Below are 25,319 nucleotides of genomic sequence, written 5' to 3'. Positions count from 1 at the left end.
GATGTTCATCCTGCGCTTCCTCTGGGCCGTGCTGACCTCGCGCTTCCTTTGGACGCTGATCGGCATCGCGCTGCTTTCGCTGCTGATCTGGGTGTTCGGCCCGATCGTTCAGGTCGGCCCTTATGCACCGTTCGAATCCGACAATGTGCGCATCGCCATCATCGCCGGGCTTATCATTCTGTGGCTGATCTGGGTGATCGTCGCCCAACGCCGCGCGATCCGCGCCAACCGCATGTTCGTCGCCGAGATCGCGGCGCCCGTCCAGGAAAAGCAACTCACCCCCGGCGAGGAGAGCGTCGCGGCGGTCGGCGCCAAGTTCGGCGAGGTCATGGCCGAGCTCAAGCGGCGCAAGCTCGGCGGCAGAAAATTCCTGCGCGAGATGCCGTGGTATGTGATCGTCGGACCGCCGGCCACCGGCAAGACGACGGCGCTGCGGCAATCCGGTCTCAACTTCCCGATCGACCTCACCGACGACCTGCAAGGCGTCGGCGGCACGCGCAATTGTGACTGGTTCTTCTCGGAGAACGCGGTGCTGATCGACACCGCCGGCCGCTACGTCCAGCAGGAGAGCCAGCCGGACGTCGATGCGACGGAATGGCTGGGCTTCCTCGATCTTCTGAAGAAGCATCGCGGGCGGCGCGCGCTCAACGGCGTCATCGTCGCGCTGTCGATCGACGTACTCTCGGAAGGCGACGAAGCCATCAAGGCGCATGGCCGCAAGATCCGCCGCCGGCTGGCGGAGCTGAATGACCGCCTGGAAATCCGCCTTCCCGTCTACCTGATGCTGACCAAGGCCGACCTGATCAAAGGGTTCGAAGCCTTCTTCGGCGGCTTGTCGACGGCCGCTCGCGAGCAGGTCTGGGGCACGACCTTCGCGCTCGACGCGCGCATCGACGCCAAGACCATCGAGAAGGAGCTCGCCACGCTCGCCACGGAACTGGAGCGGCGGCTGGTGCCACGCCTGGAGGACGAGGACAAGCTTGGCTCCCGCGCGGAAATCTTCCGTTTCCCGGCCCAGCTCGCAAGCCTTTCCGAGCCGATCCAGGTGCTGATCGAGGCGATGTTCGGCGAAAGCCGCTATGAAGAGGCGGCCTGGCTGCGCGGCCTCTATCTGACGTCGGCGACGCAGGAAGGCGCGCCCATCGACCGGCTGACCGCGGCACTGTCCTCCTCCTTCGGCCTGCCGCCGCGCCGGGCGATGCTTACGCCGCGCGTCGAGAAGCGCAGCTTCTTCCTCAGGAACCTTCTGACCGAAGTCATCTTCAAGGAAGCCGGCTTGGGTACATTCGATCCGCTGGCGCAACGCCGCCGTGCCTGGATCTGGCGCGGCGCGGCCGCAGCTTGCACGCTGGCCGCCCTGCTTGCCGGCGGGCTGTTCACGTGGTCCTATCTCGACAACCGCAACGCCATCACCGAGCAGGCCGGCCAGTTCGAGGCGCTGCAGGCGCCCCTCACGGAAGTCGCCGCCACGCCGGCGTCGGTGGAGCAGCCGACGATGGACGGAGCACTGGCCGCGATGGACGCGGTGGCGACGGCGCGCACCACGCCGCCGGACGCGGTTCACAACCTGCTCGGCCCGACCTCTTCGGCGGAGCTCGTGCGCGCGCAGACCGATACCTACGATCACGCGCTGCGCAACGTGCTTGAGCCGCATATGGTGGCGCTGCTGGAAGCCACGATGTGGCGGCAGATCCGCGATCCGGATTTCATGCTCGGCGCGCTGAAGACCTATCGCATGATGACGGGCCTGTCGCAGATGGACACCGACTTCGTGCAGAACTGGTGGGTGAACAGCCTGCCGGAATTCGCACCGGCGCCGCCCTTCCCGACCGCCGATGCCGAGGAGCATCAGCTTGCCGCGATCCGCCGCATGGCGGTCGACGACAGCTACATCGCCCCGGACAAGGAACTGGTCGCCGAGGCGCTGAAGACGGTGTGCACGATCTCGCTGCCGGAGCGCGCCTACAAGCAGTTGCTCGCCGACCCCGAAGTGGCCGCCGTGAAGGAATGGGTGCCGGCCAATTTCGCCGGACCGAACGGTGCGAAAGTGTTCGCGCGCCGCTCCGACAAGACGCTGCGCGTCGGCGTTCCCGGCGCCTTCACCTATCCCGGTTTCCACGACGCCGTCCTCGACCGGGTCGAGGATGTGGCGGCGCAGGCGGCGCTCGACCGGGCGGTGTTCGCCGGCGGCTGTTCGGAGAACTCCGAGACCTCCGTGTCGGCGCTGTCCGAAGACATTCTAAAACTCTATTACGACGACTATATCGCGCAGTGGGACTCTTTCCTGCGCGACATGCGGCTGGCGCCGCTCACCGACCTCAATGTCGCCAGCGAAAACCTCAAGGACCTTTCGAGCGCCGATTCCGCGCTGAAGCGGCTGCTGACGGCGGTGGTGCAGGAGACCGACCTGACGCGGTCCGACGAAGCGCCGGCCGACGACAAGGGCGGCGCCGCCGCAAAGACCGGCTCGAAGCTCTTGAGCAAGCTCGGCAAGCTGGGCAAGGTGGTGAAGACGGGCGCTAAATTGCTGCCCCGCGCTGGCTCGGCCGATCAGGTCGACATGACCGGCAGCCTGGTTGCCGAGCACTTCAAGCCGCTCAAGGGCACGATCGCCGAGGTCGACGGCCAGCCACCCGCGCTCGATGCCGCCGTGGTGGCGCTGACGGCGCTGTCCAACGTGCTGCAGACGGTGACCGCCAATCCCGATCCGCAGGACGCCATCAAGAAGCAGGGCGGCCTCGCCGAACTGACGGGCGCGGTGGCCCGGCAGGCGCAGATCCTGCCTTCGCCCATCAACGACTGGCTGGGCGGGATTGCCGGCGATACCAGCGGCCTGTCGCAGAAGGCCGTCACCAACGAGCTCAACGCCATCTGGCGCGCCGACATCCTGCCCTTCTGCCAGGCGGCGCTCAACAACCGATATCCGTTCAGCCCGGAGAGCGCGGTGGACGTGAATGTGCGCGATTTCCAGCGGCTCTTCGGCCCCGCGGGCCTGATCGACGCCTTCATCAACGACCATCTGATCAACTATGTCGACACCGCCAGCCAACCCTGGAAATGGCGCGCCGATTTCGGCCTCGACCCGGCGGCGCTGGCGGCGTTCGAGCAGGCAAGGCACATCCGCGACGACCTCTTCCCCGGCGGCACCGGCCCGGTGATGAACTTCACGCTGGAGCCGAAGGACCTGTCGCCCAATGTGGGGCGCGTGACGCTCAACCTCGATGGCCAGAACCTCGTCTACTACAACAATGCGACCAGGCCGCAGCCGATGACGTGGCCCGGCAAGGACGGCACCGGCGTGATCTCGCTCGCCTTCCAGCCGGTCGACGGCTCGCCCGAGGTGATGCTCAACGAAACCGGCAGCTGGGCCTGGCTGAGAATGCTGCGCGGCGGCAAATTCGCCGGGACCAAGCTCACCGACGTCTACACCCTACGCCTCGGCACGAAAGGCATGTATGCCGATTTCGAGCTCAAGGCGGCAAGCGTCGAGAACCCCTACACGCTCGAAATGTTCAAGAAGTTCACATGTCCGCCGCAGATCTGATCCTGCCCGGCTTCTACGGCAAGATGCCCGCCGCCGGCGATTTCGTGACGCGGCGGCTGCCGGGCGATTTCGTGCGCGTTTGGGACCGATGGCTGGCGCAGCATATCGTGCCGTTGTTCGGGCTCGAAGCCTGGCCGACGAGCACGGCTTTGCGCTTCCTCAGCGGCCCTGGTTCCTTTGGCGCCGCGGCGGGCATCGTGCTGCAGAGCGCCGACAGGGTCGGCCGGCAATTTCCATTGAGCGTCATCGCAAGGCTCCCGGAGGCACCGCTCAGGTTGGCCTATGCGGATGCATGGTTCGAAAGCATCGAGAGCCCCGCCCTGGCCGCGCAGCGCGGCGAGCTGGCGCCCGACGAGCTCGACGCGGCGCTGGCCGCCCTGCCCGTGCCATCTGTCGACGGCGAGAGCGATGTCATCGACGGCCTCGTGGCGTGGACGGCGCACTCGGATATTTTCGACGTCGATGCGCAAGCGCCGCAGCCGACGCTGGAGCAGATCTTCGCGGCAAGCTGGGAGACCAGCTGATGCAGGGACAAGTCTGATGTTCGTCAGCCGGAACACGACGCCATTTCTCGCGGAGACTTTTCCCTATCAGGACAAGCATTGCGCGAAGTTCTGCGTTCTCGTCGTGCGAGCGACATACGACGTCGACGAGCAAGGCAACTGCACACCAAGCAAGATGCAGTCGCCTTTCGTCTACGCCGATACCCATTACGGCGATCCGGAACTCACTTCCATTCGCGTCGAGACCGATTTTGCCCCCATCAAGCCCAAATGCGAGGTCCTGCTCGATGCGATGGCGGTCGCGCCGAAAGGGAGGCAAGCGGAAGAAATCGAGGTGCGTCTGGTCGGCCCGGGACTGGACAAGCGCGCGGTGGTGACCGGCCAGAGGCGCTGGTTCAGGGGCGGGCTGGGCATCCAGGCTTCGCGGCCGACGCCCTTTGTCTCGATGCCGCTGGCATGGCACCTTGCCTTCGGCGGCACCGATCGCACGGATCCCGACCCAGCGAAGCATCGCAGCGACGCCATCAACCCGATCGGCAGCGGCTACCTTGCCGGCCAGGGCAATATTGATGGAACTTTACTGCCTTGTGTCGAGCATCCTGATTCACGAATGCGCATTTGGAACGACCGGCCGCATCCCGTCGGCTTCGGCCCTGTACCGCGCTTCGCGAAGGAACGCGCTCGCTATGCCGGCACCTACGACAAGCACTGGATGGAGAACGTGCTGCCCTTCCTGCCGCAGGATTTCGATGACCGCTATTTTCAGGCGGCGCCGGAAGACCAGTGGCTCGACAAGCTCTCCGAAGGCATGACGTTCGGCTGCGCCGGCATGAATGAACGCGGCATCTTCAAGGTCAGGCTGCCGTCGATGTCGGTGCCGGTGCGCTTCATGTACGACGATAGGACCGAGCATAAAGTGGCGACACCGGACACGCTGACCATCGTGCCGCATGAAGGCAGGATCGTTCTGGTGGGACGGGCCAGCACGAAGCTGCCGCGCAAATTCGTACGGCTGCAGCAGGTCCAGGTGGGGCCGCCGCCCAAAGAGCCTGCGGTCAAGCCGCACTATGCCGGCCTTGGCGAGGCGGTCGCTGCGCTCTCCAAGCTGCGAGGCCGACGCCGATGACGGTCGTCAGCTGCGTCAGCCTCGTGTCGCCGGTCGGCTACAGCGCCGCCGCTACCTGCGCGGCGCTGCGGGCCGGCATCGCGGCGTTCGAGGAACTCGACTATCGCGACCGCATGGCGGTACCGATCCGCGGTGCGCGCGTCGACGCCATCGCGCCATCCAGACGCGGGCGTGAGCGGCTGCGCATGCTAGCGCGTCTGGTGCTGGAACACATCGAACCCGACATCGGAGCGGCGCTGCCCTGGGCGCAGATGCCGCTGATCCTTTGCACCCGCGAGAAGGAAACGCCAGGCGCGCGGCTGAACGGCATGTTCGCGGACCTATGTTTTCCCGATGGCTCCGCGGTAAACGAGCGGCGCACGGCGCATATCGCGGCCGGTCAGCCTGCCGCCTTCGCGGCGCTGAAGCAGGCGCGCAAGATGCTCGACGAAGGCGCTCCGGCATGCCTTGTCCTCGCGATCGACAGCCTCATCGACGCACGCACGCTGGCCTGGCTCGACCGCCATATGCGGCTGAAGACGGGCGTGACGACGGACGGGCTGATCCCCGGCGAGGCCGCATGCCTGGCGGTCGTCAGCCACCGTCCGCTGACGCCGCGCCATGTCGCGATACGCGGCCTGGGGCTTGGCGAGGAGACGGCGACGGCGATCAGCGAGGAGCCTTTCCGTGCCAACGGACTGGCAGGAGCCTTGAAGGCAGCGCTCGCCTCAGCGCGCACCGAAATGCACGAGGTGGCCTTCCGCCTCAGTGACGTGGCGGGTGAATCCTATGCCTTCGAGGAACTCGTCATCGCGCAGATGCGCAACATGCGCCAGTCGCGGCCGGAACAACCGGTGTGGCACGCCGCCGACTGCATCGGCGACACCGGGGCGGCCGCAGGGCTGATCCAGCTTGCATGGGCGGAGCAGGCTTTCAGCCGTAACTACGCCCCTGGCGCGTTAGCTGCGCTGCATGGCAGCTCAATGGCCTTCGGCGGGCGCGCCGCTGCGATAGTCTCTGCTTGAGGAGGGCGAGATGACCAAGAACGTCTTCGCCGGAATGTGGGAAATTGCCGCCGAGAACGGTATGAACAAGTCCATCGCACGGTTTCCGGACGTGTGCATGTCGCCACCGTCGCCGCCGGCCGGCCCGATTCCGATCCCTTACCCGGATACGTCGTTCTCGAACAATCTGAAGTCTGCCTCAACCACGGTGAAGATCGGTGGCAAGGGGGCGGCACTGGCCCAGAAGTCTTACTACAAGGAGCCGGTGCTGGGCGACGAGGCAGCGACACGCACCTTTGGCGCAAACGTTGTGACGCGTCAGATCACCGGTAAGACCTTCTTCCAGGCCTGGTGCATGGACGTGAAGTTCGAAAGCAAGAATGTCTGCCGGCATTTCGATATCACGACGAGCAATCATGCTTCCGCGGCGACCACGACCGCACCGCTTGTATCGTTGGAAATGCAGAACCTCGCCGATTCGCAATATGCCATCGACATCGGTGTTTGCCCTTGCTGCGGCGATGCGTTGCATGAGTGGCAGCGCGATCCGGACAGCACTGAAACGCCCAAGAAGCCTTACAAGGCAGTCACATCAACGGAATTCTGGCAATCACGCGTCGATCGGCTGCCGGCAGGCGCAAACAAGACCAACATGGAGGCGAAATTCAAGGATTTCGTGATGGCGAAAAGCGCGGCACGCGCGAACAGTCGCGCCGGAGGGGCTGGCTGCAACAACGTCCATCCTAGTGAGACGAGTGGTTGCGCCATCCATTTCGAGATACCGCCAGGTAAACGACATCCAGACCCGGACAATCCTGGCGATGTTCTGACGACATCAGGGCTGTGCGCAAAGGATTTTGGACATACCAAGAAGATGCGCATCGATGCAGTTTGGTCAGCGAAAACCGGAACTCCAGCGGTGGCCGGCACGTCGCGAAATCATATTACACCGAAACAGGCTGGCGGATGCAACGACCCGAACAATGTGGTCCCGGAAAACATGATGGGTGGCCCCGAATGCCAAGAGATCGAGGATCTGCAGAGCGATCTTGAGGTCGGAACCAACAGTCTGGTCTGAGAGCGAGGATTGGCGTTTGACACAAGAGAGTTTCGCTTCCGATCAGCCGTTCCGGCCGCTGGCTCTGGGATTCTTCATTGAAGAAAACAACGAGCTGACTGACGTCAAGCCGATCGTGCAGGGTTCCGACTGGCAGCAGATTTATGCCATAAATCTGCTCTGCCGACAGGGCGATTTCTCCAAGACGCACCACGTCGCTCCAATTCTCATGCGCAATACTGAAAGCTTGATCTGGTCGGCGGGCGTCAACATCATCGCGTCTGCTGGCAGGTGGGAAGATGTGCAGAAAGCGCTGAGTGTCTTTCAGGAACGCATCGACACACCGTGGGTTCGGTACAATATGTCGCTGTTGCTCGGGCTGTCCTGCGACCTGCGCGCGGTCGACCCGCTGCTAATGATATACGGGCGCTGCACAGACCCCGAGGAGGATGGGGATCAGACGCTGCGTGAGCTTTCCTATTTGCTGGAAGCCGCAAACAAGGAGATCTTCGGCGGCGGCGGCGCCGAAATCGAGCATCAGCGCATCGTGAATCTTGCTGCGCCCCTGCGAGACGCGCTCTCCCATTCGGTTCAAGGGACTAAGGTATTCGAAAGCGAGACGTTCGATGTCGTAAGACTCGCAACGCGGCTATTGGCGCAGGCAGAGAACGGAAATTTGCAGAGCGAGCGATTTTATCGTGGCAGGCTGATATTCGAAGCGAATACGGGCGTGAATTGTTCTTCGTTCTTTAATGAATTGGGGCGTCCTGACCGTCTATCCATCATGGCCATTCTCGAGGAGTTCTTCGACGGCAACCCACGAGGAAAGTATCAACCCGGGCAGCGCTACTTCTTTAGCCATCCGATCCTACCCTAGGATCACGCCACGCGGTTTTGAGCCCGCCAGGATTCTACCCGATCCGGGACAGCGACGCCCACGACCTCGTCATCGAAAAACTCTGCAAACGCCGGTCCCAAATCCGTCGGATCGACCGTAAACAGCTTCGTCTCCTCCCGCGCTTCCGGAAAAAGCTCCAGAAAAGCCGCGCATGCCGCGACAGCCACATAGGGCTCGCGCATGCGCTCGATGAGCCAGGCCAAAACGGACCTGTCACCCAGCATGCCGATGCCGCGGACAGCAAGCGGCGCTGTCCGTTGCGCCTTCATCAGGCCTCCCATCCAGGCGCGAACGTCCTTGTCCGGTCCCGCCTTTGCCAATGCGCGCATCGCAATCATGGCATCCGGGCCGGCGGCGGTCGCGATCTTCCTGAGTTCCTGCCGCGTGAGGTCTCCCGACCCCAATTCGACGAGCGCCCATGAGGCCCAAAGCCGGACGCGCTCATCCTCGTGATCAAGCGCGGCATGGACATCGCGCGCCAGATCGAAGCGTCGCAGTTGACCGGCAAGACGCAGGGCCGCGGCGCGCACCCTGAAATCGTGATCCTTACCCAGCCTGGCCAAAGCGGCACCTGGGTCGACTGTGTGCTCGATGCATGCCGAAATGCCGAGGAAGCGCAGGAAGGCATCCGGGTCGCCTATCCATTTGCGAACAAAAGGTCCGATGACCGCCGGCTTGTGCCATGCCAGCGCGCCAACCAAGCCCCTGGCATCGTCGCTTGTCAGACGTCCGAATTCGACTGACTGCGCCACTTTCTCGCTGTCAGCCAGCTCCAGAGCCATCCACGCGAAAGCGAACAGTTCACCCTTGTCCGGGAAGTCCTCGTGTTGCGCGATCAGAAACGGCCACGCAGAGGCGCCGGCGATGCGCAGGGCGTCCAGGTTTATCTCAAGTCGCTCGTCGATCTCGGCGATGACCTTGGCGTCGGGCGGATCCTCAGACGACCAACTGTCCCGCTGCGCCCACAGGAAGGCAGCAAGCTCCGCGTGCTGGCGTATCACTTCCGCCGCGACGCGGGCCGGCCGTGGCCCCTGTGCCTTCAACGGAGTCCGCATCAGTTCAGGTTGATCGAGCCGCCGCGAATGCGCTGGGCACCACTGGCATGGCTGGTGATGTGAGCGCCGCGAATTGTGATGCGGCCGTCCGCCTCCATCAGGATGGTCGCCTTACCGCATCTCAATTCCAGGCGTTCCTCAGCGATGATCTGCACACGCTGCCCGTCACGGATAACTTGCGGCGCCGCCTTGGCGCGGCCGGGTTCGATGATCCGACCGACGATCAAAGGCCTGCGAGGGTTACCTTCCTGGAACAGCAAGGCCACCTCACAGCCGATCATATCGGAAGACAACTCGCACAGGCTGCGCGCGGGCAACGCCGTTTTTTCCGGATTGCCGGGAAAAACGACGAGCGGCGCCTTCTCTCCGAACCCCAGGAAGGCACCGATCACGACGCCGTCAATCTTAGCCCTGACCTTGCTCATCGCCACCCTCAATTCTCATTGATCGTCGAGCCTTTGATGATCACGTCGCTCGAGGCCTTGATGTTGATCTTGCCCGAGCCCTTGACGGTAATATCCTTGCCCTCGATGATGATCGTCCCATCCTTCTTCATCACGATCTGCGCGCTGCCCGTCTTCAGGGTGATGCTCTCCTTGGCGTCGAGCGTGAAATTCTTGCCGACCTCGATAACACCGCTCTCGCCGACGTCGGTCTTGCTGCCCTTGGCTATTTTGAGCATATGGCCGCCACCAATGTCGGTGGCATCGTTGGACGCGATGTTGGTGGAGCGAGAGGCGCCGACATCCGTCGCCTGCGACGCGGCGATAGCAACTGTCTGTCCGGCGCCGATGCTGATGTCTTGCCCCGCACCGATGGTCCACGAGTCGCCGGCGCCGATAGCGTGGCTTTGGCTGATGCCGACGCTCACCGATCGGGTCGCCCCGATCGTGTTCGTCTGCGTGGCACCAACGGTCCTCGCCTCGGCGGCCCCCACCGTATCCACGCGTGCGATACCCACCGTCACCGTCTGGTTGAGACCCACTGTCTGCGAATGGTTGGCGTCGATGTTTTCAGTCGAGTTCGAGACAACATGGATCGTCTCGTTGGCCATAACCGTCAGCGAGCGGTTCGCGCCCACCGTCTCGGTGTCGTTGCTGCCGATGTTGGTGGTCTGGTCGACACCGATCTTGACCGTCTTGTTGTTGCCGACGTCCTCGTCGAGGTTGTGGCCGACGGAGTGTTTGGCGTCGTGGTCGATACGGTCGGACTGGTCGTGCTGGACCGTCTTGTTGCGGTCGTGCTTGATCAGCAGGTGGTGGTCCTTCTGCGCCTGGAAATTGACCAGCTCGGAGCCGGCCTTGTCCTCGAACATCAGCTCGTTGTAACCGCCACCGCCCTTCGAGGAGTTAGACTTCCAACCCGATTGCGTGGCGTTGCCCGGCAGGGCGTAGGGCGGCATCTCGGCGGCGTTGTAGACGCGGCCGGTGATGATCGGCAGATCGGGATCGCCTTCGATGAAATCGACGATGACCTCCTGGCCGATGCGCGGGATCTGGATGAAACCCCAGCCGCTGCCGGCCCAGGTCTGCGACACGCGCACGAAACAGGACGAGTTCTGGTCCTTCTTGCCGAGACGGTCCCAGTGGAACTGCACCTTCACCCGGGCATATTTGTCGGTGAAGATCTCCTCGCCCGAAGGACCGACCACGGTCGCTGTCTGCGGCCCGCGCATGATCGGCCGCGGCGTGATGCGCGGCGGACGGTAGGGCAATTTGGTGGGCGCCACGCCGAGCACGATCTTGAAGTTTTCGCTGTGAGCCTCGTTCTGGGTCCGATAGCCCGGATCGAACAGGCGGTATTCGGCGCTGACCACCAGATAGTCCTGGTTCTGGTCGTCGCGCGGAAAGCTTTCCAGCTTGAACTTGCAGCCGGAAAAGAGCCCGCGCACGGTTCCGACAGCTGTGCTGCGCTGGTGCACCGCCTGAAGCTCCTCGCGGCGAATTCCGGCGATCGTGTCGCCGCGCCCGACATCGAGATGCGCGCCGGGCTGGCGGTAGTTCTCACCCGCGGCCTCCTTGTGGCTGAACGGCTGGGCGGACTTCGCCATCAGATCGGCGCCGGGCTTTTCGAAATCATAGTCGGTATGGGCATAGGCGCCTGGCCGTACCGCGCTGCCCGGGATCCATTCGGTGATGTATTCGACGTCGCGCCGCGAGCCCTGCCCCTCGAAATTATAGAGCACCTTCTCGTAGCCAGGCGCTGCCTTCAGCTTGCTCATCGCATCGCAAAGAACGAGCGTGTGCTTGCCCTCGTCATGCTCGAAGAAATAGAAGATGCCCTCGTGTTCCAGCAGCCGCTGCACGAAATCCAGATCGCTCTCGTCATACTGCACGCAGTATTCACGCGACGGATAGGAGCCTTGCAGCCGCTTTTCGAATTTCGCGATGCCGTATTTCGAGAAGATCTTTTCGACGATCTCGACCGCCGTCATGTTCTGGAAGATGCGGCAATCGGTGGTGTTGCCGAGGAACCAGAGCCATGGCCTGACGACGGCCTCGTAAAAGGCCAGCCGGTCCTCGATGCGGGTGAGCTTGAACTCCGAGACCAGGCCGCTGAACCAGCGTTTCGGGTCGGATTCACCTTCCACCGAAACGACGCCGCCCAGCATCTTCAGCGGATCGACATCGTGGCTCTTCGAGACGAAGCCGACAGTATAGGCGAAGCAGCGGCTGATCTCGTCACGCCCGACGAGATGGGTGAAGGTCAGCACATCGCCGCCAACCGGCGTCTGCACCACCGTGGCACGTTCGTTCGGCATGGGTCGTGCCCCTCCTGGACGCGGCCGCCAGTGTGATGGATCGAAGCCCCCGCTCTGTAAACTGCATCACGTTCGGGAAGTTTTCGAAATTCACCGCACCGGACCGACCCAGCCTACCACATGTTTGGTGGCGGCCAAATAACAGCGATGGCTAAACCCTGCCCACGCGCCGGTGTGAAACGCTCCTCTCCCGCCGCTCTCGTAAGCTGCTAGAATGCTGGAGCAATTCCAGGAAAAGCGCGTAGCGGTTTTCCATCCGGAATTGCGTGAAAAGTAAGTATTTGTTGACCAGGTTCGGCGACGCTTCCGGATGTTCATCTCGCTCCAGATCAGCAATGTCGACAGGCTGCCCGCGGGCAATGCGGCGAGCTATGCCGCCCGCGACCGCAGCTTCGAGATCGGTCGCGAGAATTGCGACTGGACGCTCGCCGATCCGGACAAGTTCATCTCGGGCCGGCATTGCGAGGTCCGCTACCAGGCGGGCGCCTTCTGGCTCTACGACATCTCGCGCAACGGCACCTTCATCAACGGTTCCAGCCAGCGCATGGCCGGTCCGCACCGGCTGGCCCATGGCGACCGGGTGCTGATCGGCCGCTATGTCATCGCGGTTTCAGTCGACGAAGAGCGCATTGCCGCCGGCCATCCGCAAAACAGGGTCGGCTCGACGCAACGCGAGCTGCCGCCCTCGACAGGTAGGCCACTGGACCTCGGTAACGAACCGTTTTTCAGTCCAACGGAACAGCGCGGCGGACAGGCAGCGCCGGTATCGAGGTCCTCGGCGCTGCAGCAACCGGTCCCGGCCGCGTCGGCAGCTAAGCCCGAGGAAGCCGACAGGCTGCTGCGGGATATCGCGAAGGCGGCCGGCATGTCGCCTGACCTGCTTCAGTCGCGCGATCCACAGGAGGTGGCCACCGAGATCGGCGCCGTGCTCAGAACCACGGTCGAGCAATTGTCGCTGCTGCTCAAGGCGCGCGCGGCGGCCAAGGTGCTGGCCAAGAGCGCGAACCGCACGATGATCGGCGCCGAAAACAACAACCCGCTGAAATTCGTTCCCGGCACTGACGACATACTGGAGATCATGTTCGCGAAACGCCGAGCCGGCTATCTCGACGCCGCGCACAGCGTCGAGGACGCCTTCCGGGATCTCAAGGCGCATGAATTCGCCACTTACGCCGCCATGCAGACCGCGCTCTCCAGGCTGCTCGACGACCTGTCGCCCGAGGCGATCGCCAGGAAACTCCCGCCGGCCTCCTTCTCATCCAAGAAAAGCCAGGCCTGGGATGCCCTGGTCGCCACCTGGCGGACGATGGAAGAGAAGCACGAGAACGGCATGCTCGACGTCTTCCTGGCCTATTTCAGCGAAGCCTACGCCAAGGCCGGCAAGCAGAAGTAGCTGGCCCGGCCAGCCAAGTCCTATGTGACGGGTCTCACAGAAGAAACCGCTGCTTTGAGCATCCTGCTTTCCGATTTCAATCGGCTACTTGTGCGATTAGGATAGCGCATGGAAGCTTGCCTGGCGGGCAAAGCGGCGTGGCTTGGGGCGTGTGCAGCAATGTCATGTTTCGGCGAGATGAGCCTTTCCATCCGGCCCGCCACCAAATCTTGGCTTGAACGGCGCGAAGCCGCTCTCTTTCCCTGCCGACGACATGTTCGCTGCACCTCGACGGTGGACCGCCGATGAGCTCGAAGGACGATCCCTCCCGGCCGGCGGACAAGACCGTCATCCGGGCGCCAAGGCTAAAACAACGGTCGCCTGCGGCTCCTCAAAGCTCCTCCGCGGGCAGCGTTGCGCCTCGCCCACCCGCCGCCCGGGAATCGACGGTATTCGACCCTGGCATCGGCCGGCAGATGCCGACCGGCTGGTCGTCGGGAACCGTGGTCGTTCAAGGTTCGGCACCGGCAGCCGCAGCTGCTGCGTCAACGCCTGCGTTGCAACAGGAAATGCTGCTCCACGCCACGGATGGCGTGAAATACGCCGCGGCAAATCCAATTCTCGCGGCTGCGGCGCCCCTGCTCATGCTTTTCGGCCAGTTGCGTCTGATGCCGGTCGAGAGGCAAGCGGCGCCGTTGGCGGAACATATCGCCGAAGCGATCGAGACGTTCGACCGGGAGTTGGCCGAAGCCGGTATCGCCGAGGAGGACGGTAGAATCGCGAAATTCACGCTTTGCGAGACGGCAGACGATCTGGTCGGCAACCTGCCCTGGCCGAAGGACGACGCCTGGGGCCCGCACAGCCTGGTAGCGCAATTCTTCCACACCAAGCCCAGCGGCGTCGGCTTCTTCGAGGCGCTGAACAAGATCCTGGGCCGGCCGGAAGGTCATGGCGACCTGCTCGAACTGATGCATGCCTGCCTGTCGCTCGGGTTCGAAGGCCAATATCGCGGGCGGGCCGGCGAACGGGACACTCTCGAACGCATCCGGCGCGACGTCTACGACACGATCCGCTACTTCAGCCCGCATGCGGGGGACGACATCTCGCCCCATTGGCAAGGCATGGCGGCGACGCTGTCGAAGCCAAGGGCGCGGCTGCCGCTATGGGCGGTCGCGGCTGCCGCCGCGACGCTGGTGACGGCGGCGTTCTTCGGGTTACGGGTGCTGATCACCGACGAGGGCGATGCGACCGCCGGCGAATTGCTGGCGCTCAACCCGTCGACGCCGGTCACCATCGAGCGGGCCAGCGTTGCGGCGCCGGCCGAACCCGCGCAAGCCGCTCCGACGCCGCCTGCCGTCCCCACCACCACCCAGATCGACCGCATCCGCGCAGCTTTGGCCAAGGAGATCGACGGCGGCGGGCTGACGGTCGGCACAAAGGGCAACTTCATCGTTGTCGAGGTCAGCAACCAGCTTTTGTTCGCGCCGGGCCAAGCAGAGTTGAAGGCGCAGTTCCAGCCCATCGCGGCCGACGTCGCCGCGGCTCTGGATGCCGAGCCCGGACCAATCCGGATCATCGGCCACACCGACAATGTCAAGCCGAAGAAGTCGAGCCAGTTCAAGTCCAACTTCGATCTTTCCGTCGCTCGCGCCAAAGCCGTCCAAACGATGATGGCCAAGCAGTTGAAAGACCCGTCGCGGCTGAGCGTCGACGGCAAGGGCGAGGACGAACCGATCGCCGACAACGGCACGGCGGAAGGCCGCGCCAAGAACCGCCGCGTCGACGTGATGCTCCCGAAGGAGGAGACGTTGTGAGCGGGCGCGGCGGGAAGCGGCACTGATGCGCTGGATGCTCAGGATATTCAGCCTGCTGGCGCTCGCCGGTTTCTCGGCCGCCGTCTGGTATGCCGGGCCGCTGATCCGCTTTGCCGATACGCGTCCGCTCGGACCGGTCTGGCTGAGGGCGACGATCATCGGCGTGACGATCGCGCTGCTCGCGCTCTTCTACGGCATCCGCCTCTGGCAAGGCCGCAAGGCGCAAAAGGCGCTCGAGAAAGCAATCGTACGCAGCGACGACCGGAACGACGATTCCCAGGTGCTTGAGGCGCGCATGGGCGAGGCCATCGCGACGCTGAAGCAGTCGAGCGGCAAGCGCAATGTCCTCTATGACATCCCCTGGTACATCATCATCGGCCCGCCGGGAGCCGGCAAGACGACGGCGCTGGTCAATTCGGGGCTGAAGTTCCCGCTCGCCGGCTCCGGCAACGCCCAGCCAGTCGCAGGCGTCGGCGGCACGCGGTCGTGCGACTGGTGGTTCACCGACGAGGCCGTGCTGATCGACACGGCCGGCCGTTATACGACGCAGGAGTCGGACCGCGAGCGCGACAAGGTGAGCTGGCTCGCCTTCCTGGGACTTTTGAAAAAATACCGCGCCAGGCAGCCGATCAACGGCGTGATCCTCGCCATCAGCGTCGCCGATCTCATCGGCCTCGACGACCAGCAGCTCGACGCGCATGTCACCGAGATAAGAAGCCGCCTGCGCGAGTTGCACGAGACGCTGAAGATCCAGTTCCCGGTCTACCTGCTCTTCACCAAGGCCGATCTCGTAGCCGGCTTCATGGACTATTTCGGTGATTTCGACGAAGCCCGCCGGCGCAAGGTGTGGGGCGCGACGTTCCAGACCACCGACCGCAACAAGAACATGGTCGGCGAGGCCCCGGCCGAGTTCGACGCGCTGGCCAGGCAGTTGGCGGACGAGATCGCCGACCGCCTGCAGGACGAGGCCGACCCGGTGGTGCGCATCGCGATCTTCGGCTTCCCGGCGCAGTTCGGCTCGCTGAGAGCCCGCATCGTGCGTTTCGTGACCAGCCTGTTCGACCCGTCCCGCAGCCAGGTCAACGTCAGCCTGCGCGGGCTCTATTTCTCCTCGGGCACCCAGGAAGGAACGCCGATCGACCAGGTGCTGGGGGCGATCGGCCGCAATTTCGGCAGCGCTTCCCAGGCGCATCTTTCCGGCACCGGCAAAAGCTTCTTCCTGCATGATCTTCTGGCGAAGGTGATCTTCCCGGAGGCTGGCTGGGTCTCCTTCGACAGGGCCGCGGAGCGGCGCGCCAGGCTCGCCAGATTTGGCGGTCTTGTCGCTATCGCGCTGGCGGCGTTGGCGGCGCTCGGCGTGCTCGGCCTCAGCTTCTCCGCCAACAAGTCGCTGATCGCTTCCACGCGACAGGCGATGGCGCAGTATCGCGACAGCGCGGATTCACTGCTCAAGAGCGCAACGGTGACCGACGTCGATCTCGAGAACGTCATCGGTCCGCTCGACCAGTTGCGCAACTTGCCGGCGGGATATGAAACCGCCGGCCAATCGAAGCCGGTCGAGGAGAGTTTTGGATTGAACCAGCGGGAGAGGCTTCTGTCGGCGTCCAAGACGGCCTACCGGCAGGCGCTGGAGCGAAGCTTCCGCTCGCGGCTCCTGGTTCAGGCGGAGCGGACGATCCAGGCCAAGATGGCCGATCCGATCGCGCTCTACGAGCCGTTGAAGATCTATCTGATGCTGGGCGGCAAAGCGCCGAAGGTCGACGATGAGCTGATCGTCTCCTGGATGAGGCAGGACTGGGAGGAGAACCGCTATCCGGGCGAGAACAACCGCGAGGGCCGCGCGCAGCTCGAAAAGCATCTGCGCGCCTTGCTCACGCTCGACGACGCCTACGACCCGGTCTTCGAGCTGAACCAGCCATTGGTCGAGGCGGCGCAGCGCTCGCTTGGACGCATGAGTCTTGCCGACCGCGCATCGGCGTTGATCAGGTCGGTGGTCTATGGGGCAAGGCTGGAGGACTTTTCCGTTTCCGAGAAAGCCGGTTCGGAGGCGCAGCTTTTGTTCGAACGTATGGATGGCAGCGAGCTTTCCGACCTTCATGTTCCCGGCCTCTACACCCGAGCCGGCTTCAACGGCTTCTACCTGCCGCAGCTCTCACGCATCGCGCAGATGCTGGTCGACGACCAATGGGTTCTCGGTGGTGGCGGCGAGCAGGGCGGCATCGACCAGGACCTGCCCAAGCTCGGCCCCGAGCTTATCGACCGCTACGGCAAGGAATTCGCCTCTGCCTGGAACGGCGCGCTCGACCAGTTGAAATTCAAGGCGATGCTGAAGGACAAGCCGCAATACATCGCGCTCTCCGCAGCCGCTTCGCCGGGTTCGCCGCTCGACCGGCTGTTCACCGCGATCGCCGATGAAACGGCGTTGACGAAGGACAATACCGCCTCCGCGGCCGAGACCGGCGCGGCGCAGCAGGACGCGGCTGGCATGGCCAAGGGCCTGGCCCGCATCGGCCTGCAGATCGCCGGCGGCAAGTCGCAAAGCCGCGCCGGGACAAGCTCGTCCGCGACCCAGAACGCCGGCGCCACTGTGGAAGCACAGTTCAGGCCGTTCCAGGCGCTGGTCAGCGGCTCCAGCGGACGCCGCCCGCTCGACGCGCTGACGCAGAATTTCCACGACATCTACCAGAGCGTGAAGCTCGCGGCGGACGTTCCCGCACAGACCGAGCGCGTCAACGCGAACCTGAAGCTGCAGATCTCGACGATGCGCGCCAATGCCTCGCGCCTGCCCAAGCCGCTCGCGCGCATGGTCGATGCTGCGGCGGACGAGTTCGAGGGCAATGTCGCCGAAACCTCGATGGCCAACCTCAACCAGACGCTCGATGAGACGGTCACGCGACCCTGCGAGGAAGCCGTCAACGGCCATTATCCCTTTGCCAACGACAGCACAGAGGAAATCTCTCTTGCCGATTTCGCCAAGCTGTTCGCGCCGGGCGGCTTGATGGACCGGTTCTTCGCGCAGAACCTCGCGCCGCTGATCGACATGACGGGTCAGGACTGGGCCTGGAAACAGGATGCCCGCTCCGGCCGCGACCTTGCCAAGTCGACCCTGAAAGCGTTCCAGTCGGCGGCGGAAATCCGCAATGCCTATTTCCCGTCCGGCGGTTCGGCGCCGTCGGTCTCGATCACCTTCACGCCCACCTCCCTGAACAGCGAAGCCGACAGCGCGGTGCTCAATGTCGACGGGCAGACCGTCCAAAGCGCGCAGGCCGGCAACGCGCCGAGCACGGTGACATGGCCGAATGGTATCGCTTCGGGATCCGCGAGCCTCAGCCTGACGCCGGAAATGCCGGGCCGCGAATCCGCCCTCAAATTCGAGGGGCCGTGGGCCTTGAAGCGGCTGCTGGACAAGGCGACGGTCACCGGCGATGGCGGCAACACCGAAGCGCGCTTCGTGATCGGCGGCCGCGACGTCGCCTACAAGATGGAGACCGGGTCTGGGGCCAATCCCTTCCTGCTTCCGGCGTTGTCGGGCTTCAGCTGCCCGAAGGCGTTTTGACATGGCAGCGCTCCAGAGCATCGCCGGCGCCAGCCTTCATTTCGGTACTCTAATGTATGCGCTTGTGGCAAAGTGGCATGGGCACGCGGCCCATGGTTCGTCACAGAGGACGCTCGCGAAGCGCTTGGTGGCAAATTGAGCACTGTCGCCCTTCCCATCGAGAGCTTCGGCGTGAGCCACAAGGGTTGTGTGCGCGACCACAACGAGGACAACTACCTCGTCGAGCCGCGAACCGGCCTTTGGGTGGTGGCCGACGGCATGGGCGGTCATGAGGCCGGAGAAGTCGCCTCCGCCAGCATTGTCGACCATCTGGCGACGATCGGCATCGCCAGCTCGGCGCCGGACCTTCGCGCGCGCTTCGAGGACCGGCTGAGCCGCGCCAATGCCGAGATCCGCAACATTTCGCGGTCGCGCGGCATCACCATCGGCTCCACCTTCGCCGCCTTGCTGGCGATGGACGGGCGGTTCGCGGGCCTGTGGGCGGGCGACAGCCGCATCTATCTGGTGCGCAGCGGCGCGATATCGCAGATTTCCAGGGACCATACCGAAGTCCAGGAGCTTCTCGACCGCGGCATGATCAGCGCCGAAGAAGCGCTGGTCTGGCCGCGCCGCAACGTGATCACGCATGCCGTCGGCGTCAGCGACGAGCTGGAGATCGATTTCCAGCAAGGCGAATTGATGCCGGGCGATGTCTTCGTGCTCAGCACCGACGGGCTCACCGCGCATGTCAGCGACGCGGAGATCGAGGCGGCGGTCAAGTCCGAGCCGCCGCAGGCGGCGTGCGAGAAGCTCTTGGAGACGGTGCTGGCGCGCGGCGGAACGGACAATGTCACCATCGTGCTGGTCAAGGTCGGCGACGGGCGCAACGGACCGCTGCATGCGGATCGGCCCGGGGCGGATCGGTCCAGGGCGGAAGGCTGAGACAGATGAGCAACGACGACAAGACGCGGATTTCGCCGAACCTGGCCTATGCGGGCGTGGGCACGCAGCTCAGCGGCATTTACGAGCTCGACGAACGGATCGCGTCCGGCGGCATGGGCGAGGTCTATCGCGGCCACAACATCCAGACCGGCGACCATGTCGCGATCAAGATCGTGCTGCCCGAGTTCGCCCGCGACCAGACGATCCTGTCTTTGTTCCGCAAGGAAGCGTCGATCCTCAACCATTTGTCGCATGATGCCGTGGTGCGATACCACGTCTTCACCATCGATCCGGGGATCGGCCGTCCTTACCTGGCGATGGAGTTCGTGGACGGCCAGTCGCTGTTCGACATCATGCGGCGCGGTCCCATGCCGACGCCGGATGTGCGGCGGCTTTGCCATCGCCTCGCCTCGGGCTTGAGCGCCGTGCATCAGGCCGGCGCGGTCCACCGCGACCTCTCCCCCGACAACATCATCCTGCCAGGTGGTCGGGTCGAGCGCGCCAAGATCATCGACTTCGGCATCGCCCGCTCGGCCAATGTCGGCGGCGAGACGCTGATCGGCGGAAAGTTTGCCGGCAAATACAATTACGTTTCGCCCGAACAGCTCGGTCTCTATGGCGGCGAGGTCAGCGAGCAGTCCGACATCTACAGCCTCGGACTGGTGCTGGCCGCAGCCCTGCGCGGAAAGCCGCTCGACATGAGCGGCTCGCAGTATGAGGTCGTCGAGAAGCGCCGCACCGTGCCCGACCTGTCGGATATCGACCCCGACTTCCGCGTGATCCTCGAAGCGATGCTGCAGCCGGATCCTCGCGAACGGCCGGCAAGCATGGCCGAGATCGCCAGGGCAACGCGCGACGACGATCTCGACGCGACCTTGCCGCCGCCAGCATCTTTCGCGCCGCGCGAGCGCTCCGGCCTGCCGCGCGCCGGCTGGACAGCACTGCCGAATTCCAGCCGCCCGGCTTCGACAGTTCCCGGCGAACCACGCTTCGTCCCGCATGTACGGCCGGCGCTTCTGTCCGAGCCGCGGCCTTCGCCGCAGGCAACTCCGCCGCGAGTCGCCACGGCTGCGGTGCAGAAAAAAGCTTCGAGGACCCCGGCCATCGCCGTTGGCGCGGTGGCGGCGCTGGCTATCGTGGCGAGCGCCGGGCTCTATTTCAGCGGCGTCATGTCGCCTCAGCCGCCGGTGACCGAAAAGCTCACGCCTCTCGCGCCGAAGCCTTCGGCAGAACCTGTGACGGAGGTGCCCAAGCCTCAGCCAGAGCTGGCGAAGCCCATGCCACCGAACCCCGACAATGCCGCTGCCAATGAACCGGCAAAGCCTGTTCAGACTACGGCACCACAAACAAAAGCCGAGGCGCCCTCCGTGGAGAATCCGGCGGATGCGGCGGCCAATCAGACGCCGGCACAGCCTGCCGAAACGCCCGCGCCGACCCCGAAACCTCAGCCGCCGGCAGCGGAGGTCCAGCAGCCCGCCCAAAAAACGCCACCGGCGGCCCAGCCGGAGAATGTCACCAACAATCAGCCGCCGATCCAGCAGCCCGCTGAGACCGAGCCTGCGAAACCGCCAGCCGAGACACCGCCAACCCCCGCACCGAAGGCCGCGGAAAGCCGGAAACCGGCGCAAGAACCGCCGGCGGCCAAGCCCAAGGTATCGGACATCATCGAAGCTCTGTCCAAGCTGCCCAAACCATCGACCCCCTCGCCTACGGAAAACCAGGCACAGGCGTCGCCTCCCGGCCAACCGATCGCACCCGAAGCGCCGGCCAGCCTGCCGGCAACGCCGAGCGCGTCGACAAAACCGGCACCACTGCCGCAGCAGCCGCCTGCAGCCAAGGAACCTCAGAATACCGACGTCGCCATCAACCTGCCCAAGCCGCAGGTTCCGCCGCCTGCAAACGAGCTGGCGCAGCGCGCCTCATGGGTGCGCGACTTCAACGGCGGTGATTGCTTCTACGCCAGCCTGACATCGGCAACGGACAGCGCCGCGGCGATCGAGGGCTTTGGAACCGCGGTGCAGCCCTTCGAGCAGATGCTCAACGATTTCCAGGCGAAATTCCATCTCGAGCCGGACATCAGCGTGCGTCTCATCGACCAGCCGCAATGCGAGGTGACCAACTTCTTGCGCTTTCTCGACCGGAGCGGGGCTGAAAGGCCGCAACTCGTTCTCGACCGGACGTCCGTGGCGGACGGCTCGCCGATTAGCGGCACGCTGGCGACGCGCGGCGGGCTGATTTCCAACGTGATGCTGATCGACCACAAGGGCATCGCCTTCAACTTGGACGACCGCATGGTCGCGCAAGCGGACAAGGCGACGTTCAGCATCCCGATCGGCCTCGGCGGCCCCGACAAGGCGGCCGGCAAGGCCGTGCCGCAGATCATGCTGGTCATCACCGGGCCCAAGGACATCCAGGCCGCGATGTTCTCGCGGCCGACGCCGGCCTCGGAGCTGTTGCCCAAGATCCTCGAGGAGATCGAGGCCGACGGTTCCCAGTTCTCCGCCACCGCCAAGTATTTCCGGCTTGGCGGATAGACATGGACGACGATGGAACTCCTCCGCCGCCCGCGTTCATTGTCCCAACTACGGCCCCGCAGGAAGCGTGGTTGGCCAGCCCTGCCTGACCGCACGAGGCTTGCCGCGTTTCTGGAGCGTATCACCGTTTCACGGCGAACCGCTCCATCTCTTTGCCTTGACGCAATTCCGGACGGAAAACCGCTACGCACTTTTCCTGGAATTGCTCTGGGCGCGGCACTGCTCTCGATCTTTCTGACCGGCCGGGCGCATGCCGAATTCACCGTCTGCAACCAGACGCTCGACGTCGTCAACCTCGCCGTCGGACAGAAAGTCGACGATGCCGATCAGACCGACGGCTGGTGGACCATCGGCGCCAACCAGTGCGTCAACGTCATCCGCGAGGAGCTAACCAACCGCTATATCTACATCTACGCCACGGACGTCTTCGGTCACGCGATCCTCAACGGATCGATCGATATGTGCATCGACCGGCGCCGCTTCTCGATCCGCGGCATTGATGAATGCTGGCAGCGCGGTCATATCGCCGCCCGCTTCGTCGAGGTTGATACACAGGAGCAGGTGCGCTGGACCTATTTCCTGACCGGAAACAGCCCGTGACGCACAGCATCGACACCAGCTTCAAATTGAAGAAGCAGGCGCGCCTGGCCGAGCGCCGGCGCAAACTCTGGCGCTGGGTTCTTTCCGGGGTTGCCGCGCTCGCCGTCGTTTCAATGGCGACGGGTTTCTACCTCACCAGGGATTATTGGTCGTTCGGCGACGAGGACGAGGAGTTGCACCCTGTCGAGGGCATGGAGGACGTGCCGCCCGACGCTTCGGTCTATGTGCCGGCGATCATCGATCTCGCCGGGGACCCGATGTGGATCACGCTTGCGCCCGACGCCGACACGGCAACGAAGGGCCGCACGGTCGCGCGTCCGGCCGAGCTCGACAGCTCCGGCGCCTCGCCGCAGATCGAGATCCTTTCCGACGTGATGCTGAGCGCCAGCGAAAAATTCATGACGACGATACCGTCGACGCAGGAGGATTTCGCCTTCTTCCAGGCGCAGCGGCAGACCGCGCCGAAACCTTCGGCTGCGGCGCCTGACGATCAGCAAGCCGTGCCTCCCGCTCCGGCTGCAACCGACGATCAGCAAGGCGATCTGGAGAACGACCTGCAGCCGGCGCCCGACGAGAGCGAAGCGCCTGCCGGTTCAGCGCCTAAGGCAGACGCCGACGATCCGGAGGCCGGCTGGGGCGAAACCGTCGATCAGGGGGAAGCCGCCCTTCCCGCCTTCAAGAAGACCGCGATCGAGAACAATACGACGGTCGCGACCGTCACCAGCGAATACCAGCGCTTCGAGGCGACCGAGGACACGTTCGTAAAAATCCTCAACGACCGCAGCCTGGACAGCGTCGCGCTCGATGCGCATTTCTCCGCCGACGACGCGAAGCTCGCCGGCGAGGCGCTGAAGGCGCTGTTCAACCGCGACGGATTGCAGGCGGGCTACGTGGTGGCCATGCGCGGCTTCAGGCCGAACCGCGAGACGGCGACCATGTCGCTCATGCAGGTCTCGATCTATGCCAGGAACGTCTATGTCGGCACGCTGACGCGCAATGCGGCGGGCGCCTTCGTGTCGGGCGTTGACCCGTGGGTGCGCGAGGACCTGTTCAACTATTCAGGCACATCCGACGAAGGCGGGCCCAAGCGGCAGTACCGCTTGCTCGACGCGATCTATTCGACGGCAGCGCGCAACAAGGTCCCGACCAGCGTGATCGGCGAGGCGATCATGTATCTGTCGCGAGGACAGGATCTCGACGCCTTCGCCAGCGAGGACCAGCGCCTAGTGCTGATCTACTCGCAGACGCCGCGCGGCCAGGGCGAGATTTCCGGACGGGTCCTCTATGTCGGCGTCCAAGGCACGGAAAAGAGCCTCGACTGTTTCGTCTTCCAGCAGAGCGACGGCCAGTACGCATGCGTCACCGGCAATGACGAGGTTCGGTCGCTGACCGTCACCAACGGCATGGTCACGCCGGTGAGTGGCGTGATGACCTCGACCTTCGGCCCGCGCAAGCACCCGATCCTCGGCACGGTTCGAATCCACAAGGGCGTCGACTGGGCCGCTCCGGTCGGCACACCGATCATGGCGGCCTTCGACGGCGAAATCACCTTTCAGGGTGATGGCGGCGGTTATGGCAACCTGGTGAAGATCGCGCATGCCAACGGGCGCGAGACGCGCTACGCGCATATGCAGAAATTCGCCATCGCAAGCGGCGTCGGCACCAAGGTGAAGGCCGGCGACGTCATCGGCTATATCGGCACCACGGGGCTTTCGACCGGCCCGCATCTGCATTTCGAGCTCTACCAAAGCGGCGAGGCGATCGATCCGCTAGGGACGGTCACCACGGTCGCCACCTATGCTTCCGGCGGTTCCGGCAGTTCCGGCGATTCCGCCGTCGAGACGCTGACCGACCGGATCGTGCATGTCGAAAGCGGCGGCAGCGCGCGGGCCAAGAACCCGTTGTCCTCGGCGACCGGCGCCGGCCAGTTCATCACCAAGACCTGGATCAGGATGATGAACACCTACCGCCCCGATCTCGCCCGCTCGCTGTCGACCGCCGACCTGCTCGCGCTTCGCTACGACGCCACCCTGTCGCGCGAGATGGTGCGCAACCTGGCGCGCGAGGGCGAAGCCTATCTTCGCGCGCGCGGCCACCAGATCACCGCCGGACGACTCTATCTCTGCCATTTCCTGGGCATGGAAGGCGCGGCCCAGGTGCTGGCAGCGCCGGGCGCGTCGCAATTGAGCGCCGTGCTGGGATCGGCCGTGATCCAGGCCAACCCGTTCCTCACCGGCAAGACCACCAGCTACGTCGTCGACTGGGCCGAGCGCAAGATGGGGCAGAAAGTGACCCGCGTGGCGTCCGATCAGAGCCAGCAGACGACCACGACGCAGATCCGGCAGACCTCGCCGGAATTCGAAAAATACAAGCAGGCCGTCACGGCCCTCATAAACTCGATCCAGGCCACCCTTTGAAAAGCTGGGTTTCGGCGTCTGGCCATTGGTGTCGCTGCTGGCCGATGTTATTATGACCTACTTTTTTCGGGCTCTTTGTGAACCAAAACTGTGGTCGGGATCACATACGCCCAAGAGCCATATTTGGCAGAAGCGAAATTTAGCATGCGCAGACACCGATAGCGCGCCCCGAAGGGGC

At 64.3% G+C, this 25,319-nt stretch carries 16 protein-coding genes; 13 read left to right on the top strand and 3 right to left on the bottom strand.

The features are described from left to right. The first annotated feature begins 1 nt into the window (after position 1). The 6 genes from tssM (AC4FWB_RS06440) to AC4FWB_RS06415 are packed head-to-tail and all read left to right on the top strand — an operon-like array spanning position 2 to position 8,090. Positions 2-3,544, top strand: coding sequence for a type VI secretion system membrane subunit TssM (tssM, locus tag AC4FWB_RS06440; protein ID WP_491025031.1), 3,543 nt, complete (start codon positions 2-4; stop codon positions 3,542-3,544). Continuing rightward, a complete protein-coding gene (gene tagF, locus AC4FWB_RS06435) occupies positions 3,526-4,068 on the top strand; it encodes a type VI secretion system-associated protein TagF (protein ID WP_491025030.1) in 543 nt (180 codons plus the stop codon). Before tssM (AC4FWB_RS06440) ends, tagF begins: the two co-directional genes overlap by 19 nt. 16 nt (positions 4,069-4,084) lie before the next feature. Then, positions 4,085-5,173 carry a DUF2169 family type VI secretion system accessory protein gene (locus AC4FWB_RS06430; RefSeq protein WP_491025029.1) on the top strand — a complete coding sequence of 363 codons (1,089 nt, stop codon included), beginning with the start codon at positions 4,085-4,087 and terminating at the stop codon, positions 5,171-5,173. Next, on the top strand, positions 5,170-6,177 hold the full coding sequence (locus AC4FWB_RS06425; RefSeq protein ID WP_491025028.1) for a hypothetical protein: 1,008 nt from the start codon (positions 5,170-5,172) through the stop codon (positions 6,175-6,177). The genes AC4FWB_RS06430 and AC4FWB_RS06425 overlap by 4 nt, the downstream gene beginning before the upstream one ends. Positions 6,178-6,187: 10 nt before the next feature. Next, entirely contained in the window at positions 6,188-7,234 is a 1,047-nt protein-coding gene (locus tag AC4FWB_RS06420; protein WP_491025027.1) for a PAAR-like domain-containing protein, read from the top strand. A gap of 16 nt (positions 7,235-7,250) precedes the next feature. Next, positions 7,251-8,090: a hypothetical protein gene (locus AC4FWB_RS06415; protein WP_491025026.1), complete on the top strand. Its 840-nt coding sequence runs from the start codon at positions 7,251-7,253 to the stop codon at positions 8,088-8,090. Between the two features lie 2 nt (positions 8,091-8,092). Here AC4FWB_RS06415 and AC4FWB_RS06410 read toward each other — a convergent pair whose 3' ends face one another. The 3 genes from AC4FWB_RS06410 to AC4FWB_RS06400 are packed head-to-tail and all read right to left on the bottom strand — an operon-like array spanning position 8,093 to position 11,927. Next, positions 8,093-9,154, bottom strand: a complete 1,062-nt coding sequence (locus AC4FWB_RS06410) for a HEAT repeat domain-containing protein (protein ID WP_491025024.1) — start codon at positions 9,152-9,154, stop codon at positions 8,093-8,095. An 11-nt stretch (positions 9,155-9,165) separates the two neighbouring features. Further along, positions 9,166-9,591 carry a DUF6484 domain-containing protein gene (locus tag AC4FWB_RS06405; RefSeq protein WP_491025023.1) on the bottom strand — a complete coding sequence of 142 codons (426 nt, stop codon included), beginning with the start codon at positions 9,589-9,591 and terminating at the stop codon, positions 9,166-9,168. Positions 9,592-9,599: 8 nt separating this feature from the next. Beyond that, positions 9,600-11,927: a type VI secretion system Vgr family protein gene (locus AC4FWB_RS06400; protein ID WP_491025022.1), complete on the bottom strand. Its 2,328-nt coding sequence runs from the start codon at positions 11,925-11,927 to the stop codon at positions 9,600-9,602. Positions 11,928-12,237: 310 nt separating this feature from the next. On the opposite strand from AC4FWB_RS06400, the gene tagH reads away from it, so the two are divergent. The 7 genes from tagH (at position 12,238) to AC4FWB_RS06365 (ending at position 25,141) form a co-directional block, all read left to right on the top strand. Further along, complete coding sequence (gene tagH / locus AC4FWB_RS06395) at positions 12,238-13,320, top strand: type VI secretion system-associated FHA domain protein TagH (protein ID WP_491025021.1); 1,083 nt, start codon at positions 12,238-12,240, stop codon at positions 13,318-13,320. 548 nt (positions 13,321-13,868) lie between these two features. Next, the gene (tssL, locus tag AC4FWB_RS06390; RefSeq protein WP_491025020.1) at positions 13,869-15,113 is read left to right on the top strand and encodes a type VI secretion system protein TssL, long form; all 1,245 of its coding nucleotides are present in this window, start codon (positions 13,869-13,871) and stop codon (positions 15,111-15,113) included. A gap of 25 nt (positions 15,114-15,138) precedes the next feature. Continuing rightward, positions 15,139-18,669 carry a type VI secretion system membrane subunit TssM gene (gene tssM, locus AC4FWB_RS06385; RefSeq protein ID WP_491025018.1) on the top strand — a complete coding sequence of 1,177 codons (3,531 nt, stop codon included), beginning with the start codon at positions 15,139-15,141 and terminating at the stop codon, positions 18,667-18,669. A gap of 135 nt (positions 18,670-18,804) precedes the next feature. Continuing rightward, positions 18,805-19,590, top strand: a complete 786-nt coding sequence (locus AC4FWB_RS06380) for a PP2C family protein-serine/threonine phosphatase (RefSeq protein ID WP_491025016.1) — start codon at positions 18,805-18,807, stop codon at positions 19,588-19,590. A 5-nt stretch (positions 19,591-19,595) separates the two neighbouring features. Then, positions 19,596-22,124 carry a serine/threonine-protein kinase gene (locus AC4FWB_RS06375; RefSeq protein WP_491025015.1) on the top strand — a complete coding sequence of 843 codons (2,529 nt, stop codon included), beginning with the start codon at positions 19,596-19,598 and terminating at the stop codon, positions 22,122-22,124. A gap of 201 nt (positions 22,125-22,325) precedes the next feature. After that, positions 22,326-22,724, top strand: coding sequence for a DUF1036 domain-containing protein (locus AC4FWB_RS06370; protein ID WP_491025258.1), 399 nt, complete (start codon positions 22,326-22,328; stop codon positions 22,722-22,724). Next, positions 22,721-25,141, top strand: coding sequence for a M23 family metallopeptidase (locus AC4FWB_RS06365; RefSeq protein ID WP_491025014.1), 2,421 nt, complete (start codon positions 22,721-22,723; stop codon positions 25,139-25,141). The genes AC4FWB_RS06370 and AC4FWB_RS06365 overlap by 4 nt, the downstream gene beginning before the upstream one ends. The last annotated feature ends 178 nt before the right edge of the window (positions 25,142-25,319 follow it).

The organism is Mesorhizobium sp. LEGMi-168a (assembly GCF_058312955.1).
Note: the sequence above shows the minus strand (reverse complement) of the source record. Positions and strands in the feature narration are given on the sequence as shown.